At 56.6% G+C, this 15,181-nt stretch carries 19 protein-coding genes and 1 riboswitch; of the genes, 6 read left to right on the top strand and 13 right to left on the bottom strand.

What is annotated here, in order from left to right; translation table 11 throughout:
- Positions 1-2: 2 nt before the first annotated feature.
- The 5 genes from modB to FJD38_RS15710 all read right to left on the bottom strand — a co-directional run bounded on the left by modB (position 3) and on the right by FJD38_RS15710 (position 2,748).
- Positions 3-683 carry a molybdate ABC transporter permease subunit gene (gene modB / locus FJD38_RS15725; RefSeq protein ID WP_146386171.1) on the bottom strand — a complete coding sequence of 227 codons (681 nt, stop codon included), beginning with the start codon at positions 681-683 and terminating at the stop codon, positions 3-5.
- Positions 684-1,451 carry a molybdate ABC transporter substrate-binding protein gene (gene modA / locus FJD38_RS15720; RefSeq protein WP_146386169.1) on the bottom strand — a complete coding sequence of 256 codons (768 nt, stop codon included), beginning with the start codon at positions 1,449-1,451 and terminating at the stop codon, positions 684-686. It lies immediately after the preceding gene.
- Positions 1,452-1,573: 122 nt separating this feature from the next.
- On the bottom strand, positions 1,574-2,230 hold the full coding sequence (gene alkB / locus FJD38_RS15715) for a DNA oxidative demethylase AlkB (RefSeq protein WP_146386168.1): 657 nt from the start codon (positions 2,228-2,230) through the stop codon (positions 1,574-1,576).
- A gap of 2 nt (positions 2,231-2,232) precedes the next feature.
- Complete coding sequence (locus FJD38_RS24560; protein ID WP_167654276.1) at positions 2,233-2,409, bottom strand: hypothetical protein; 177 nt, start codon at positions 2,407-2,409, stop codon at positions 2,233-2,235.
- A 36-nt stretch (positions 2,410-2,445) separates the two neighbouring features.
- Positions 2,446-2,748 carry a DUF1883 domain-containing protein gene (locus FJD38_RS15710; RefSeq protein ID WP_003445729.1) on the bottom strand — a complete coding sequence of 101 codons (303 nt, stop codon included), beginning with the start codon at positions 2,746-2,748 and terminating at the stop codon, positions 2,446-2,448.
- 209 nt (positions 2,749-2,957) lie between these two features.
- On the opposite strand from FJD38_RS15710, the gene FJD38_RS15705 reads away from it, so the two are divergent.
- Complete coding sequence (locus tag FJD38_RS15705) at positions 2,958-3,308, top strand: hypothetical protein (RefSeq protein WP_122782718.1); 351 nt, start codon at positions 2,958-2,960, stop codon at positions 3,306-3,308.
- 82 nt (positions 3,309-3,390) lie between these two features.
- Here FJD38_RS15705 and FJD38_RS15700 read toward each other — a convergent pair whose 3' ends face one another.
- The gene (locus tag FJD38_RS15700; protein WP_122782719.1) at positions 3,391-3,672 is read right to left on the bottom strand and encodes a hypothetical protein; all 282 of its coding nucleotides are present in this window, start codon (positions 3,670-3,672) and stop codon (positions 3,391-3,393) included.
- A gap of 26 nt (positions 3,673-3,698) precedes the next feature.
- Complete coding sequence (locus tag FJD38_RS15695) at positions 3,699-3,890, bottom strand: hypothetical protein (protein WP_146386166.1); 192 nt, start codon at positions 3,888-3,890, stop codon at positions 3,699-3,701.
- 281 nt (positions 3,891-4,171) lie between these two features.
- On the opposite strand from FJD38_RS15695, the gene galU reads away from it, so the two are divergent.
- Together galU and gorA are read left to right on the top strand one after the other, a co-directional pair.
- On the top strand, positions 4,172-5,011 hold the full coding sequence (gene galU / locus FJD38_RS15690; RefSeq protein WP_122782721.1) for a UTP--glucose-1-phosphate uridylyltransferase GalU: 840 nt from the start codon (positions 4,172-4,174) through the stop codon (positions 5,009-5,011).
- A gap of 133 nt (positions 5,012-5,144) precedes the next feature.
- Complete coding sequence (gene gorA, locus FJD38_RS15685; RefSeq protein WP_146386164.1) at positions 5,145-6,503, top strand: glutathione-disulfide reductase; 1,359 nt, start codon at positions 5,145-5,147, stop codon at positions 6,501-6,503.
- Here the strand turns inward: gorA and FJD38_RS15680 are convergent.
- Positions 6,500-8,044, bottom strand: coding sequence for an ArnT family glycosyltransferase (locus tag FJD38_RS15680; protein WP_146386162.1), 1,545 nt, complete (start codon positions 8,042-8,044; stop codon positions 6,500-6,502). The genes gorA and FJD38_RS15680 overlap by 4 nt on opposite strands.
- 409 nt (positions 8,045-8,453) lie before the next feature.
- On the opposite strand from FJD38_RS15680, the gene FJD38_RS15675 reads away from it, so the two are divergent.
- From FJD38_RS15675 to FJD38_RS15665, 3 genes are all read left to right on the top strand, one after another.
- The gene (locus FJD38_RS15675; protein ID WP_122782723.1) at positions 8,454-9,059 is read left to right on the top strand and encodes an SCO family protein; all 606 of its coding nucleotides are present in this window, start codon (positions 8,454-8,456) and stop codon (positions 9,057-9,059) included.
- 28 nt (positions 9,060-9,087) lie between these two features.
- Positions 9,088-9,549, top strand: a complete 462-nt coding sequence (locus tag FJD38_RS15670; RefSeq protein WP_122782724.1) for a copper chaperone PCu(A)C — start codon at positions 9,088-9,090, stop codon at positions 9,547-9,549.
- 176 nt (positions 9,550-9,725) lie between these two features.
- A complete protein-coding gene (locus FJD38_RS15665) occupies positions 9,726-10,217 on the top strand; it encodes a GNAT family N-acetyltransferase (protein WP_244302740.1) in 492 nt (163 codons plus the stop codon).
- Positions 10,218-10,221: 4 nt separating this feature from the next.
- Here FJD38_RS15665 and FJD38_RS15660 read toward each other — a convergent pair whose 3' ends face one another.
- From FJD38_RS15660 to FJD38_RS15640, 5 genes are read right to left on the bottom strand one after another with little or no spacing between them, the layout of a single operon-like run.
- Positions 10,222-11,565 (bottom strand): OprD family porin, encoded by a 1,344-nt coding sequence (locus tag FJD38_RS15660; RefSeq protein ID WP_122782726.1) that lies wholly within the window; start codon positions 11,563-11,565, stop codon positions 10,222-10,224.
- Positions 11,562-12,002 (bottom strand): pseudoazurin, encoded by a 441-nt coding sequence (locus FJD38_RS15655; RefSeq protein WP_122782727.1) that lies wholly within the window; start codon positions 12,000-12,002, stop codon positions 11,562-11,564. The genes FJD38_RS15660 and FJD38_RS15655 overlap by 4 nt, the downstream gene beginning before the upstream one ends.
- A gap of 21 nt (positions 12,003-12,023) precedes the next feature.
- A complete protein-coding gene (locus FJD38_RS15650; protein ID WP_146386158.1) occupies positions 12,024-12,800 on the bottom strand; it encodes an ABC transporter ATP-binding protein in 777 nt (258 codons plus the stop codon).
- A complete protein-coding gene (locus FJD38_RS15645; RefSeq protein ID WP_244302739.1) occupies positions 12,797-13,798 on the bottom strand; it encodes a FecCD family ABC transporter permease in 1,002 nt (333 codons plus the stop codon). The genes FJD38_RS15650 and FJD38_RS15645 overlap by 4 nt, the downstream gene beginning before the upstream one ends.
- An 11-nt stretch (positions 13,799-13,809) precedes the next feature.
- Entirely contained in the window at positions 13,810-14,823 is a 1,014-nt protein-coding gene (locus FJD38_RS15640) for an ABC transporter substrate-binding protein (RefSeq protein ID WP_122782730.1), read from the bottom strand.
- A 146-nt stretch (positions 14,824-14,969) separates the two neighbouring features.
- Positions 14,970-15,163: riboswitch (cobalamin riboswitch) on the bottom strand.
- Between the last annotated feature and the right edge of the window lie 18 nt (positions 15,164-15,181).

Below are 15,181 nucleotides of genomic sequence, written 5' to 3'. Positions count from 1 at the left end.
ACTCAGCTCCAGGTGCTCTGCGATTTGCGACTTGAATAGAGCGCCAGCAGCACCAGAAAAGAGAACACCAGCATTGCTCCAGCCAGCCAGTGCGCTTGTGCGTATTCAAGCGCTTCGACGTGATCGTAGATTTGCACGGAGACTACCCGTGTTTTCTCGGGAATATTGCCGCCTATCATCAGCACAACACCAAATTCACCCACCGTATGGGCAAAGCCCAAAATGGCGGCCGTGACAATGCCCGGTCGTGCCAGCGGCAAGACGACGGTAAAAAAGCAGTCCCACGGGTTGGCCCGTAACGTTGCCGCGACTTCAAGCGGCCTTGGGCCGATGGCCGTAAATGCATTTTGCAAAGGTTGCACGACAAAGGGCATGGAGTAGATGACCGAGCCAATGACCAGCCCGCTGAAGCTGAAGGTCAATGTTCCTAAACCCAACATTTGCGTCAGTTGCCCGACGTAACCGTGCGGGCCCATTGCCAGCAACAGGTAGAAGCCGATGACGGTAGGCGGTAGCACCAGGGGCAGAGCGACGATTGCGCCGATCGGGCCGCGTAAGCGTGAACGGGTGTGTGCCAGCCAAAGGGCGATTGGAGTGCCGACCAGCAACAAAATGACGGTGGTCAAAGACGCCAGTTTGAAGGTCAGCCAGATCGCAGAAAAGTCGGCACTCGAGAGCGGCATTTACAGTTGATAGCCGTAGGATTTGATAATGGCAGCGGCTTTAGGCCCTTTCAGATACTCCGTCAGCGCCTTGGCAGCAGGGTTGTTCGCGCCCTTCTTGAGAATCACTGCATCTTGCTTGATAGGATCGTGCATGGCCTCAGGGATGATCCAGGCGGAGCCGCTGCTGACCTTGCCATCCTTGTAAATTTGCGACAGGGCTACAAAACCCAATTGCGCGTTGCCTGTCGATACGAACTGATAGGCCTGCGTGATGTTCTGGCCTTCAACAATCTTGTCTTTGACCTTCTCGGTCAGGCCCATCTTGTCCAATACCTGCGTGGCAGCCAATCCATAAGGGGCTGCTTTGGGGTTGGCAATAGCCAGGTGCTGGTAGGTGCCATCTTTGAGCACATGACCCGCCGGGTCGACGAAGCCGTCCTTGGCGGACCACAAGGCGAGGGTGCCCACGGCATAGGTAAAACGTGAGCCGGGGACGGTGTCGCCTTCTTTTTCAAGTTTCTCGGGGGTGCTGTCATCGGCTGCCAAAAACACCTCAAAGGGGGCGCCGTTTTTTATTTGCGTATAAAACTGGCCGGTGGCGCCATACGCTGCGATCAGCTTATGCCCGGTATCTTTTTCGAAGTCGCGGGCAATGGCTTGAATCGGTGCCGTGAAGTTGGCTGCCACAGCCACTTGCACGTCATCGGCGCAGGCGGTGCCAACTGTGAAGCTGGTGATCAGTGCCGCAAGCACAGTGGGGGCAAACAGGCGAGCGCGAACGTGCATGACAAAACTCCATGTAGAAAAGAGGGCAGCCCGGCGTTATTGCGTTGTCGGGGCGCTAGGAAGATAAACGGTATAAAAACAAATTTATAGCGTTTTGCGCCCTGCAAGCTGCAGCGTGCGACTCAACCTGCCTTGCGCAGGGTGATATTGAGTCGTTGCTCACCCAGCAACGGATGATGGCCGGTTTTAACCGGCAGTACACCGTGATAGCGCAAGCGGTCGACACCGCCCCACACCACAATGTCGCCGTGAAACACCGAGATGCGTTGAGCCGTATCGCTGCGTGAAAACCCGCCGAACTGAAAGACAGCGGGTAAACCCAGAGAAACTGACACGATAGGGGCGTCAAAGCACCGCTCGTTCTTGTCCTGGTGCAAAGACATTTTTGCCCCCGGACAATAGGTGTTGATCAGGCACGCGTCGGGCACAAAGGTGTTGAACCCTGCGGCACTGGCTGCAGCTTCAGCCAGTGCCAAAAAGACCTCAGGCATGGCTGGCCAAGGCTGTGCGGTCAACGGATCAACAGAGCTGTAGCGATAGCCCTGGTGGTCGGTTGTCCAGCCCAGGGCGCCACAACTGCTAAGGCGTGCCGACATCGTGTAGCCACCGGGTGTTTGCATCTGCCGAAAAGGCGATTGGCGCAGCACCGGTGTCAGTGCCGCCAGCAATGAGTCGACCCATGGCAAAGCAAACCCGCGCAAAACGACGGCTTGCTCGCCGATACGATCAAGCCGGTCAGGTTGCTGCAGGTCATGATCGGCAAACAGGTCGAACGTCATGTTCAGAGAGGCTTGCTGACTTTTACATCAGTGATCTTGTCTTCAGGGGCGTGCATGCGCTCAAGCTTTGCACGCGCTTCTTCATCACATTTTTGGCTCAGCTGCACAAACTCGAAACGACGTTGGCCGTTGAGTGTGTATTTGATGACGTATTTTTTTGTCTCGGAAGGTGTGTTCACGCTATTTCCTGTATTTAAAGGCTATGGGCGTCAGGCTTAGCGTAGCTTTGAGCTGGAGCGACGGACGATTTTAATGGTCGGCTGGAAGCTAGGCTTGCGGGTAACGCTGATCGCACGGCTGGTGACGGTGTCGATGGTAATGTTCCAGAAACCTGTGCTCGGCGCCGTGATGCGGGCCGGGAAGTCCTTGAACGCACCACCGTGATACGAATGACGCCCGCCATTTTTGAAGCTGCGAAAGTGTGCGTCGCTCATCAGACGAATGTTGCAAGGCTGGGAGCATTCGATGACGACGATGTCGTCCTCGTTCAAATGCTCGCGCTGGTGGATAAACTTCATGGGTGCTCCAATAAGGGCTGCTGTCGCTAAAAAATCAGCAAGATAACATGTGCTTTAGTACTAACAGGGGTCTAAAGGCGCTTATTATGCCGCGATGCGATATTTCTGACGTAAAATCCGGACAAATCGCCACAGCAGAATCTTTATTCCCTCTATCAGGGAGAAAATTCGGGAATTTACGGTCGTAAGATCTTTAACGGAGGACATGTATGAAGTGGGGCGTTTTGCTGGCGATGCTGGCTTTGGGTGGCTGTGCATCAGTTACGGATATTGAGCAGACGTTACCGACCATGAGTGTGATTTCAGGCAAGAAGCCTGATGCGTACGCTCAGTGCCTGGTGCAACAGTTGTCGAAGACACGTAAGGCACCGCAGATTGAACCGCATAAAGAAGGGTTACGAATCATCGTCCCGCAAAAGTTGACTTCCAATCCGACCGCCGTGATTGATATCGAAGAGCGTTCGGGTGGCAGCAGTATCAAGGTTTACGAAAGCATGTCGAATGTACCTGTTCGACCAGGTGACATTCGCAAAGCCGCAACGCACTGCATTTCTGGTTAACCAGACCGCCATCAAGCTCTGTCAGGGCTTTGAGCCTGACGACTGCGCCACGCAGCGTCAGGCATGCCTGATGACCCCGTCTTTACTTGCACACGACAACAATATTTCGGCTGTTGAAATTCCCTACATCAACGCCGAGGGTCTTGTCGCTTTCCTTGACCGCAGGTGAGCCGTCTGTCCCGACAATTGAATAACCGGTGCCTGCGCAAGACGCGTCAGCTTTTTCGTAGCACTTGGCCCACGACATGGCTTCGCCAGAACAGTCTATGCTCAAACCTTGTTTGCCATCGGCCAAGTAGGTGTTAGATGCAGTGGCACAGCCGCCAAGCGCCAGAAGTGCGAGTAGTGTCAGGGCTTTTTTCATTGAGGGTCATCATCAAAAGTGAGAGGTCAGGATTTACTTTTGCCTTTGCGGGCGGGTGCTGCGGGCTGATCCTGAAACACAGAAGCCACCTCGATGGCGGACTGTTCTGAGGTAAAAGGGCCGGCCACGTTTTCATCTGAAGCATCGGCAATCCACCATTGGTCATTGCCGTCTTTCTTGATCAGGTAACCATTGATGGTGTTAGTTGGAGCTGACATGGAGCGTAGGCCTTATTGACTGGGAAGTTGAAGCAATAATAGCGCCAATTACTCATCGCAGGCGGCTTATATGGCAGGTTGCCCGTACCGATGAGCAGACCGGGGGGCAGCGTCATAGGTTCAATAAACCCGTCCTGAAGATGAAAAATATGTAATAAATGAACTAACTGGCACTAATTTTCTCTATGAGGGATCAGTTTGCTATCAGGGGCCATTGTAACGCTGCAGCCGCCTGATTAGACTGCGCCAAATTCGAACGTACAGCCCTTTAAAGGACTCATATGATCAAGAAATGCTTGTTCCCAGCAGCCGGTTACGGCACTCGCTTTTTGCCAGCGACCAAAGCCATGCCTAAAGAAATGCTGCCGGTGGTGAACAAGCCACTGATCCAGTACGGGGTTGAGGAAGCACTGGATGCCGGTCTGAACGAAATCTCCATCGTGACAGGGCGCGGCAAGCGGGCACTCGAAGACCACTTCGACATCAGCTATGAGCTGGAAAACCAGATCAAGGGTACTGACAAAGAAAAGTACCTGGTCGGCATCCGTCGTCTGCTGAGCGAGTGCTCGTTCTCGTATACCCGTCAAACTGAAATGAAAGGTTTGGGTCACGCCATTCTGACTGGCCGCCCGCTGATCGGCGACGAACCCTTTGCCGTCGTATTGGCCGATGACTTGTGCGTTAACCTGGAAGGCGATGGCGTGCTGACGCAAATGGTCAAGCTGTACAACCAGTACCGCTGCACCATCATCGCCATTCAGGAAGTTGATCCGGCAGAAACCAACAAGTACGGCGTTATCGCCGGCGATTTGATTGGGGATGACCTGTATCGCGTACGCAACATGGTCGAAAAACCGGCACCGGAAGATGCGCCTTCGAATCTGGCCATCATCGGTCGTTACATTTTGACCCCGGACATCTTTGAGCTGATCAAACAGACCGAACCGGGCAAAGGTGGCGAGATCCAGATCACCGACGCCCTGATGAAACAAGCGCAAAACGGTTGTGTCATTGCCTACAAATTCAAAGGCAAACGTTTCGACTGCGGCGGCGCTGAAGGCTACATCGAAGCGACCAACTTCTGCTTCGAAAACTTCTACAAAACGGGCAAAGCTTACTAACACCGCCTGTGTTGAGTGTGTTTCAAGACTAAGCCACCTCCGGGTGGCTTTGTCGTTTGTTAGCCTTCGGCAAGCCCGGCGCTGGTGAATCGCGCCGGAGCGATTATGCTGTTGGACTTCCTGGGAGAGCGAAATGGCCTACGAATTTGATTTGTTTGTAATTGGTGCCGGTTCGGGCGGCGTGCGTGCGGCTCGTTTTGCAGCGGGCTTCGGTGCAAAAGTCGCTGTGGCAGAAAGCCGTTACTTGGGCGGTACGTGCGTCAATGTGGGTTGCGTGCCTAAAAAACTGTTGGTGTACGGTGCCCACTTCGCTGAAGACTTCGAGCAGGCGTCGGGTTTTGGCTGGAGTCTGGGTGAAGCGAACTTTGACTGGGCGACACTGATCGCCAACAAGGACCGTGAAATCCATCGCCTTAATGGCATCTATCGCAACCTGCTGGTCAACAGTGGCGTTACCTTGATGGAAGGGCATGCCAAGATCACCGGCCCGCATGAAGTGGAAGTGAACGGCCAGCGTCATACCGCCAAGCATATTTTGATTGCCACGGGCGGCTGGCCGCAGATTCCCGAAATACCCGGCCATGAGCACGCGATCAGTTCCAACGAGGCATTCTTCCTTAAAGAACTGCCCAAGCGAGTGCTGGTGGTAGGCGGTGGCTATATTGCCGTGGAGTTTGCCGGGATTTTCCACGGGCTGGGTGCCAAGACGTCCTTGCTGTACCGCGGCGAAATGTTCCTGCGTGGCTTCGATGGTGCGGTGCGCAAACACTTGCACGAAGAACTGACCAAGCGCGGCATGGATGTGCAATTCAATGCCGACATTGCACGCATCGACAAGCAGCCTGATGGCAGTTTAAAAGCCACGCTCAAAGATGGCCGTGAGTTGATGGCCGACTGTGTGTTCTATGCAACCGGACGGCGTCCGATGCTGGACAACCTTGGCCTGGAAAACACCGGCGTCAAACTCGATAAGCGCGGTTTTGTTGAGGTCGATGAGCTGTATCAAAGTGCTGAGCCGTCCATTCTCGCTATCGGCGATGTGATTGGTCGCGTACAGCTTACGCCGGTTGCTCTGGCTGAAGGCATGGCCGTGGCACGGCGCCTGTTCAAGCCTGAGCAATACCGTGCAGTGGACTACAAGATGATCCCGACAGCGGTGTTCAGCTTGCCCAACATTGGCACAGTGGGGCTGAGTGAAGAGCAGGCCATCGAAGACGGGCACAAGGTGCATATATTCGAAAGCAGTTTCCGCCCCATGAAACTGACGCTTACAGAGTGTCAGGAGCGCACCTTGATGAAACTCGTGGTCGATGCCGACACCGACAAAGTGCTGGGCTGCCACATGGTTGGGCCAGAGGCGGGCGAGATCGTGCAAGGTTTGGCGATTGCCTTGAAAGCAGGTGCCACCAAGCAACACTTCGACGAAACCATCGGCGTTCACCCCACGGCCGCCGAAGAGTTCGTGACCATGCGTACACCGGTCAATCGTTAATCCTGAACAGGCAGTGTGTGTGTCCCCTGGTGTGTCAAGGGGACATACGCCACGCTATTCCATTCACGGCGATGCACTAATCGGTCGCCGTTGTCGGGCTGGCTGACAATCACTTGATGATCCACGCTCAGGTAACCCAGGGGCAGGGGATCACCACTGCGATATTGAGTGAATATCAATGTGCGCCGGGGGTTGAAATGCTGGCCACTGGTTTTATCCAGCCAGGCCATAAAGTGCGCACTGTCTGTTCCCTGGTCAGGTACCGTCCCGGCTTCAACAAAATAGAACGGTTCGCCCTGATTCTGCACATACAACGGCAGCTTGTTATCAACGTCGATCATCACCATGCGCCATTGATCCCAAGGCGCTAGCTTTGATGCTTGTGCCTTGACCTGCTGCCCGAACACGGCTATTCCGCCCCCTGCATTGGACCATGGGTAAAACCCCGCGAGTACAGCCAGCACGAGCGCGCTGGCTGCGCCAAGACCTATCTTCCAGCCCTTGGTCAGCCCTGTGCGCTGCGTTACCCACCAGGCCGCCAGAAGCAGGGCAAAGGGCACCAGCGGCAGCACGTAGTAACTGCGCCGACTGCCGCTGGCCGTAAAAAATACAAACAGTAGCAACAACGCCCACACCAGCCAGCGAGCATTGGGCTCCAGGTGTCGCCATTGGCGCACCGCAGCCCAGAGGCCGACTAACCAGAAAGGTGCCCACGGCAAGGTGTAGACCGGCAAGTAAATCAGGTAGGTGTAAACAGGTCCCAAATTGTCGAAAGGCTGGAAAAATCGCACCACGTTTTCACGCAATACCAACGCCAGGCCGCTTTGGCCATAGGTCGCAGTGCCATAGACGTGTGAGAGCACAAACGGCAAGAGGTAGACTGCCGCGGCCATCACCACGGCCATGCCCAAACGTCCGTTGAGGTGGCGCTTCCAGCGTTGTTCACTGAGTAAATGGGGCAGCAACACAAGGCCAGGCAGGATAAAACCGATCAGGCCTTTGAGCAGAGATGTGACCGCCAGTAGCAAGAAGAACACGCAGTACCGGCTCAACCGCGTGTCATCAGGGCCGCGCCAGTACCACCAAATAGCCGCCAGCAACCCGCATACGGTCAGGATGTCGGCTGTCGCGACCCGCCCCCAAAACACAAAGTAAAACGTGCTGGCCAGCATCCAGCCTGCGATCAGGCCGGTGTCTTTTCGAAACAGACGCTCGCCTATCAAGTACACCAGCCAGATACTCAGCCACGCAGCGATGACTGAAGACAAACGCAGCGACCAGTGATTTAAGCCACCCGTCAGCCCTGCTGCGGCGGTGATCAACCAGTACGAGGGCAATGGCTTGTCGTAGTACGGCGAACCCATGAGATAAGGGTCCAGATAGTCGCCGCTCTGTATCATTTGCAACGCGATATTGGCCCAGCGTGTTTCCGGCCCCCAGAGTTCCCGTGAACCCAGCCCCAGTAACAGCATCAAGGCCGATACGCTTAACAGGAGCAGCAAAGCGTTGTGTTCATGGCGCCAATGTTTGATTGCGTTCATGCCGCGCACCGTAGGGCTTAACAACTGTTTTTCTTGCACGAGAAGGTATCCGTCCTGACCTGACAGTGAGCTGAATCGAGTTCGCCTTGCACCCTAGAGGGCTCTCTGTAGATGACGGGTGATGAGGATGTGAAAAATACGCAGGTCTTTAAGTCGCATGAGACGATTTGTCGCATGCCGCTCGCATTGCCCGGTTTTACTGGCTGTTAGTAACGCGACGCACTAAATAAGGGCATACCCGCCGTGCGGTAAGTTGTTGAGAGTGGTAAATTCGCCCCCCATGTAAAGGTCTACCCCACAGCAATCGTACGCATTAGCCCCCTTGGGTCGAGCCGCGTACACGCCTGCCGCGCATTGCGCAGGTTCAAGGCTTCTGAATGCAGTCGAAGTCGCTTAGAGGAACGATGACATGAACGAATTACTGACTCGCCGCCACGTGCTTGCAGGCCTTGGCGTGCTCAGTCTTGGTTTACTTTCGGGCTGCGACATGGGCAGCGGTTTGTCTTACAAGTACGCAAAAGATCTGAGCAACGAGATTCTCGGGCGCAAGTTCAAGCTGCGTGACGTGGATGGCAACGAAGTGATGCTGGGCAGTTTCCGCGGAATGATGCCGATGATTTTCTTCGGTTTTACTCAGTGTCCGGCGGTCTGCCCGACTGCACTGGCGCGTGCGGCACAAGCCAAGAAGTTGATGGGCCCGGACGGTGACCGCTTGCAGGTGGTGTTCATCACCCTGGACCCGGAGCGGGACAAACCTGCCATGCTCGATGCTTACGTAAAAGCCTTCGATCCGACCTTTATCTCGCTGTCCGGCACGCTGGAAGAGACTGCTGCCACGGCGAAGGAATTCAAGGTGTTTTACGAGAAGATCCCTACCGGTTCGTCGTATACCCTATCGCACACGGCCACCAGTTTTGTCTTTGATTCCCGTGGTGTATTGCGCATGGGCTTGTCGCCATCGCTCTCCGCCAAGCAGTGCGCCGAAGACCTGCTGACGGTGATGTCAGTCTGCTGATTTAACGTCCTTTGAATGAGCCAATACCATGAAAACTGTTAAGTATCTGATGTTGTCGTTACTGGGCATGAGTCTGCATGTGTCTGCACAAACCGTGGTTGATGATGCGTGGGTGCGCGCTACGGTGCCCGGCCAGCCGTCCAGCGGTGCCTTTATGCACATTACTGCCAACACTGACAGCAAGCTGGTAGAGGTCAAGTCGCCAGTCGCCAAAACCGTGCAAATTCATGAGTCGAAGATGGTAAACGACGTGATGAGCATGCAGGCTGTTCCTTCAATCGCTTTGCCGGCGGGTAAAACCGTCAACATTGAACCTGAGGGTTATCACGTGATGCTGATTGACCTCGTGGGCCAGATCAAAGAGGGCGATCATGTACCGCTGACCCTGATTGTCGAAGACAGTAAAGGGGCCAAGGAATCGATAGAAGTCCAGGCGCAGGCGCGTGCTTTGAACACCATGCCGATGCATGACCATCAGCACATGCACTAAGGCGTGACGCCGGGATTGTGTAGCCGCAGACGAAGGCTGCGATCGAGCGCGCAGCGGTCGCAAAATCAGACCACTCGCAATGTCAGGATTTACGACGGCTTCGCCGCCGGACGCAGCCTGCGGCAGCTGCTACAAAGTTCTGCGCCGAGTCGCTGGCTACAGGATTGATGTGCTACATGATCACGATTGAACAGGTCACTTCAGCCGACGTCCCGCAAACGCGGGCCTTTGTGCTTCAGGCCCGTGCCGCGCTGTTTCCCAAGTTGAGTGCCAGCGGTATGCCTGCCGATCTGGCTCATTTTGAACAGACCTATCTTCAGGGCGAGGGCTGCTTTCTGATTGCGCGTCAGAGGGGTCGCATCGTCGCCTCGATTGGCTATGTGCCCTATGACCATCGTTTCGCACAACTGGATTACCGAGATCTCAAGGTGGTTGAGGTGGTGCGCTTGTTTGTGCTGCCGCAGTGTCGCCGTTCAGGGGTGGCTAGAGCGCTCTACGATGCATTGAAAGCCCGTGCAGTCGAGGCCGCAGTCGAGCTGATGTATCTGCACACCCACCCGTTTCTGCCTGGCGCCATCGAGTTCTGGCGTCGACAGGGTTTAACCGTAACGGATGTAGAGGACGATCCGCTCTGGCAAACGACCCATATGCAGTGCCGTTTGCCATAGCCCGTCAGAAACGGCCGGTTAGCGGGTATTCAATGGCCAAGCGAATCTGGTCCGTGTCCAGTTCCGCTTGCGCGGTATTACCTCGATGAACGTTGTGCCGCAGTGAAATGACGGCACCCTTGGCGCTACCGCTTTGCACCACATAACGCGCCTCCAGATCACGTTCCCAGTGTTTCCCATCCTTGCCATAACCTAAATACGCATAGCCGCCTTTGGGGTCTACATGGCTGCCGTCGATATGGCTGCCGCGCACATAGGCTGCGCTGAACACCAGCCCGGGCAGGCCCCACGGGGTCATGGCCAGGTCGTAGCGAGCTTGCCACGATTGCTCGTTGGGCCCGTTGAAGTCAGACAATTGCACGGCATTGGTGATGAAAATTGCGCCCCGTGTCACGTAGTCAAAGGGCGTGTCGCCGTGCACTTTCTGGTAGCCGAGGCTGAAGTTATGCGGGCCGTGGGCGTAGGTGCCAAGCAAACTCCAGGTGGTGTTATCGATAGTGCCTGACAACGCCTTGCCTTCATCGGTGGTGCGATACAGGTTCAGATTCAGCGAAAGGGACTGGTTGTCATTGATGGCCTGACTGAACACGGTGCCCAGGTACTGCTGGTTCCAGGTGTCTTCATAACGAGACGTGTACAGGCTGGCCGTCAGGTTTTTGGCCGGGGTGTAGACCACTCCGGCAAGGTCAAATGCATCACCTTTTGGCCCGTTCGAATAGTTCACCACAAAGCCCTGATTGTGGCTGCTGGCGTTGCGGTCAGTGCTCTCGGTAAAGTGCCCGCCAACCATTTTCAGGGCATTGAACTCGTTGCTGGTAACAAATACGCCGGTGGCTGTCTCGGGCAGCAGACGGCTGTCGGACGAGCTGAACACCGGGGTTTTGACGCGCTGCTCACCGTAAGACACCACCGTGTTGGACAAGCGCAGCTTGACCGCTGCGCCGCCCCGGCCGTAATTGTCTTTGGGGTAGCCGTCGTTATCCAGCCCCAGCAGACGGGCCTTGCCCGCACGGCCGCCACCGCTGTCCAGTTTTAGTGCCAGATAGCCGTGAGCATCAATACCGACACCGATAAGCCCTTGGGTAAAACCTGATTGCAGAGTGCCCATTAATCCGTAGGCCCATTCCTCGGCATACCCGTTGCGCTCGGAGCGTGGCTTGTAGGCATTGCGTGAGCCACTGTTGCGGCCACCGTGGCGATATTCGCGATGGTCATACACCGTGCGGTTTAGCACGCCCCAGGTGCTGTCTTCGATAAAACCCTTGGCTTGCTCCTGTGCCGACTCAGCCAATGCCAAGGGGCTGGCAAGGGTCAGCAGTAGCGCGGAGCGTGAGTAGAGGCCGGTCATTGAGCCGCCTGCTGTTTATGCAATGCAGCGGTCATGCGGTCCAGTGCACGCTTGGGCAGGGTTGCGGGCAGTTGGGGGGCTTGTGCGGCCGGTTCGCCGACCTGAATCAGCATCACCATGCCCATCGCCAGGTGCGGAATGCATTGGATGCCATAAAGCCCCGGGACGGTAAAAGTCTGTTCAATTTCCTCGTTTATTTTGCCTTTGAACGCTTGCGCCCCTTCAGGCAGTAGCCCCGGCAAAGTGGCGGCGTTATGGCCGCTCTGTGTGGCGACGAACTTGACGGTATCGCCGGGCGCTATCTGTAAGTAATCCGGCTCATAGACCATGCCGGCTGTTGCGCTACGGGTGAGCATTTTCACTTCATGGGTTTGGGCCAGCGCAGATGAACAGAGCAGGGCAGCACTCAACAGCACAACAAGGGAAGAAATACGCATCGTGGTTTATCCATAAAAGGTTCAAGAGGGGCGCAAACGCAGAATCTTGGCCCCGTCAAAAGGGTCCGTTAAATAATGGGCGTGCACGCCAAATGTGGCGTGCACGCGTTGAGGGGTCAGCACATCACAGGGTTTGCCCAGAGCCACCAGATGCCCCCGTTCCAGCACCGCCACCTGGTCGCAACTCAGTGCCTGGTTAAGGTCATGGAGAGCGATCAGTGTGGTGACGGACAACTTCTGCACGGCTTTTAAAATAGACAGTTGATGCAGGATGTCCAAATGGTTGGTGGGTTCGTCCAGCAGCAGAATGTGCGGGCGCTGGGCCAAGGCCCGGGCAATGTGAACGCGCTGACGCTCGCCGCCCGAAAGATCGCGCCAAATCCGCTTGCGCAGGTGGCTAACATCCACATCGCGCAGCGCTTGCTCGACGATGGCAGTGTCTTCGACCGACCAGGGGCGCAGGGCCGACAGCCAAGGTGTGCGGCCCAGTGCAACGGCATCGAACACACTCAGCGCGTCGTGGGTATCGGCCTGTTGCTCGACCACGGCCAGTTGCTGCGCAATACACCGCCGGGCCATTGCCCGCAGTGGCTGTCCGTTCAACAGCACCTGGCCCTGACTGGCTGGCCGTAGATTGGCCAGCAGTTTGATCAGGGTCGATTTACCCGAACCGTTCGGGCCGACAATGCCCAGCGTCTCGCCAGCGCGAACCTTCAGATTGATACCCTTTAGCAGCACGCAATCGCGCACCGCGTAACTCAGGTCGTGGCAACTCAGCACCGTACGCTCATCCGTCATCGGGCACTCCTGCGGCCTATCAGTATCAACGCAAACACCGGTGCGCCCACCAGTGCGGTGACGACACCGACGGGGATCACCTGCCCCTTGATCAGGGTGCGCGAAAGAATGTCTGCCGCGATCAGAAACAAGGCGCCACCCAGTGCGCTGGCAGGCAACAGCCGGCCATGGCCCGTGCCCAACAGCAGGCGCGCTGCGTGGGGGATTACCAAGCCGACGAAACCGATGGAGCCGACAATGGACACCATCACGGCCGTGATCAGCGCCGCACAGCTGATCAGCAGGAACTGCACGCGGCGCACCGGGATACCCAGTGAGGCGGCGGAATCACTGCCAAAGGCAAAAGCATCCAGCGCCCGGCGATGCCACAGGCACACCGCCAGCCCGACCACAGCCACGGGTACGGCCAGCCACACCGAAGGCCAGCGCACGCCGCTGAGATTGCCCAGTAACCAGAACATAATGCCGCGCGCCTGTTCGGCACTGGCCGATTTGGTGATCAGAAAAGCGGTGATGGCGTTGAACAGTTGTGAGCCCGCGATGCCAGCCAGGATGATTTGGCCGGTTCCGCTGGCGGGGCCGCTGGCACGGGCCAGCAAAACCACCAGTGAAAAAGCGGCTATGGCGCCAGCAAATGCCCCCACCGACAAGCTGATCGCCCCGGCACCCAAGCCCAGTAAGGCAATCAATACTGCACCGGTTGAAGCGCCGGCAGAAATGCCGAGCAGGTAGGGATCGGCCAGAGGGTTGCGCAACAGTGACTGCAGCACCACCCCGCAGGTGGCCAGCCCGGCACCGCAGGCGGCCGCGACCAGCGCACGGGTCAGTCGGTAGTTCCACACAATGCCTTCATCGATCGGGTCCAACACGTACCCGGCGCCCCACATCTTGTTGGCCAGCACTCGTACAACCACGCCCGGCTCAATGGCGGTTTCACCAATGGCTACCCCGGCAAGGATGGCCAGCACCAGCATCGCCAGGGACGCACACCAAGGCATCAACCTCACACTCATTGGGCCGCGTTGCTGTTATGGATAGCGTTTGCCAGTGTTTCAAATCCATCAAACAGTCGCAGGCTGGCCTGCATGGCGTCAGCATCGAGAATGATGATGCGATTGTTTTTAACCGCATCCATGTTGCGAGTCACTGGATCAGAACGCAGGAATTCGAGCTTTTTCTGATAGTCGTCCGCGGGGAAGCGACGGCGATCCATGCGTGCGATGACCACAAAAGTCGGGTTGGCCTTGGCCAGGGTTTCCCAGCCAACCGTTGGCCATTCCTCGTCGGACTCCACCACATTGCGCACGCCCAGCGTATTGAGCATAAAGTCAGGGATGCCCTTGCGACCCGCCACATAGGGGTCGATGTCGAGGTCTGCGCTGGAAAACCAGAACAGCGCGCTGGTGTGCTTCAGGTCTTTGCCCTTGATCGAAGCCAGGGATCTTTCCAGACGCGCGTTGAGCACTGCGTTAAGTTCCTCACCGCGATCCTGTACATCGAAAATCTGCGCCAACTGACTGATGCTTTTGTACAGGCTGTCGATACGGAAGGGTTGCAGGCGTGTGCCATCAGCACCGACCAGATTGTCTTTGCCTTCGCAATCCGAGGGCATCAAATAGGTCGGGATGTTCAGCTCATGAAACTGCTCGCGAGTGCCGACCACGCCTTGTGGTCCGACCATCCACTCCAACTGCACGGCGACCAGTTCAGGGCGCTTGCCAATCACTGCTTCGAAACTGGGGTCGTTGTCTGCCAGCCGCTCAACCTTGTCGTTCTGGGCCTTGTACTGGTCAGAGACGTCGTTGAACCATAGAGATGTGCCGACCAGCTTGTCGCCCAACCCCAAGGCATAGAGCATTTCAGTCCCGGCCTGGCCGATGGTCACGGCGCGTTGCGGGGCATGCTGAAATGTCAGCGCGGTGGCACAGTTTTCTATCGTCAGTGGATAGTGGGTGGGGGCGGCCTGAGCCAGGGCAGGCACGCCCAAGGCGGTGGCAAGTGCGGCAACGCGGAACAGCAGCATGATGCAATCTCCATTTGGATCGTACACAGAGCGGGAGCGTACGGCCTGGAAACACATCGTTGAGCACGGTTTTTTCAGCCGGGCAAGGACGGTCAAGTGAATGACACGCGCAGCAAAGATGTCCTTCCCGGGCACCCCGCCGGTCAGTAGGTGTTGCTGTGCCGGCAGGTCTCCTGACTGATGCGTCATCGCCCGGCTCCAACCTTCCCGGGGGTGACCCAGTGGCGTTCAAGGAGCAGGCTCAGCACCTACAGTTGCGGGGGCAGTTCCGTTTGGCGCTTTGACAGCACCTCGGATTCCCTTTTAATCCCGTTGGGGGACCGGCGGCGGCATGTTAGACGAACACGTCGCGGATAGG

This window comes from Pseudomonas saxonica, assembly GCF_007858365.1.
In the GTDB taxonomy this organism is placed as follows: Bacteria; Pseudomonadota; Gammaproteobacteria; order Pseudomonadales; family Pseudomonadaceae; genus Aquipseudomonas; species Aquipseudomonas saxonica.
This window is presented reverse-complemented; position numbering and strand designations above follow the sequence as displayed.

Bases quoted from the DNA above. Each gene is read 5' to 3' on its own strand.
- FJD38_RS15710 (WP_003445729.1), bottom strand. From the start codon at position 2,748: ATGAAGTTTATCCACCAGCGCGAGCATTTGAACGAGGACGACATCGTC.
- FJD38_RS15655 (WP_122782727.1), bottom strand. From the start codon at position 12,002: ATGCGTATTTCTTCCCTTGTTGTGCTGTTGAGTGCTGCCCTGCTCTGT.
- modB (WP_146386171.1), bottom strand. From the start codon at position 683: ATGCCGCTCTCGAGTGCCGACTTTTCTGCGATCTGGCTGACCTTCAAA.
- FJD38_RS15670 (WP_122782724.1), top strand. From the start codon at position 9,088: ATGAAAACTGTTAAGTATCTGATGTTGTCGTTACTGGGCATGAGTCTG.
- FJD38_RS15650 (WP_146386158.1), bottom strand. From the start codon at position 12,800: ATGACGGATGAGCGTACGGTGCTGAGTTGCCACGACCTGAGTTACGCG.
- FJD38_RS15680 (WP_146386162.1), bottom strand. From the start codon at position 8,044: ATGAACGCAATCAAACATTGGCGCCATGAACACAACGCTTTGCTGCTC.
- alkB (WP_146386168.1), bottom strand. From the start codon at position 2,230: ATGACGTTCGACCTGTTTGCCGATCATGACCTGCAGCAACCTGACCGG.
- FJD38_RS15640 (WP_122782730.1), bottom strand. From the start codon at position 14,823: ATGCTGCTGTTCCGCGTTGCCGCACTTGCCACCGCCTTGGGCGTGCCT.
- FJD38_RS15675 (WP_122782723.1), top strand. From the start codon at position 8,454: ATGAACGAATTACTGACTCGCCGCCACGTGCTTGCAGGCCTTGGCGTG.
- FJD38_RS15665 (WP_244302740.1), top strand. From the start codon at position 9,726: ATGATCACGATTGAACAGGTCACTTCAGCCGACGTCCCGCAAACGCGG.
- FJD38_RS15705 (WP_122782718.1), top strand. From the start codon at position 2,958: ATGAAGTGGGGCGTTTTGCTGGCGATGCTGGCTTTGGGTGGCTGTGCA.
- FJD38_RS15700 (WP_122782719.1), bottom strand. From the start codon at position 3,672: ATGAAAAAAGCCCTGACACTACTCGCACTTCTGGCGCTTGGCGGCTGT.
- FJD38_RS15695 (WP_146386166.1), bottom strand. From the start codon at position 3,890: ATGTCAGCTCCAACTAACACCATCAATGGTTACCTGATCAAGAAAGAC.
- FJD38_RS15645 (WP_244302739.1), bottom strand. From the start codon at position 13,798: ATGCCTTGGTGTGCGTCCCTGGCGATGCTGGTGCTGGCCATCCTTGCC.
- modA (WP_146386169.1), bottom strand. From the start codon at position 1,451: ATGCACGTTCGCGCTCGCCTGTTTGCCCCCACTGTGCTTGCGGCACTG.
- FJD38_RS15660 (WP_122782726.1), bottom strand. From the start codon at position 11,565: ATGACCGGCCTCTACTCACGCTCCGCGCTACTGCTGACCCTTGCCAGC.
- galU (WP_122782721.1), top strand. From the start codon at position 4,172: ATGATCAAGAAATGCTTGTTCCCAGCAGCCGGTTACGGCACTCGCTTT.
- gorA (WP_146386164.1), top strand. From the start codon at position 5,145: ATGGCCTACGAATTTGATTTGTTTGTAATTGGTGCCGGTTCGGGCGGC.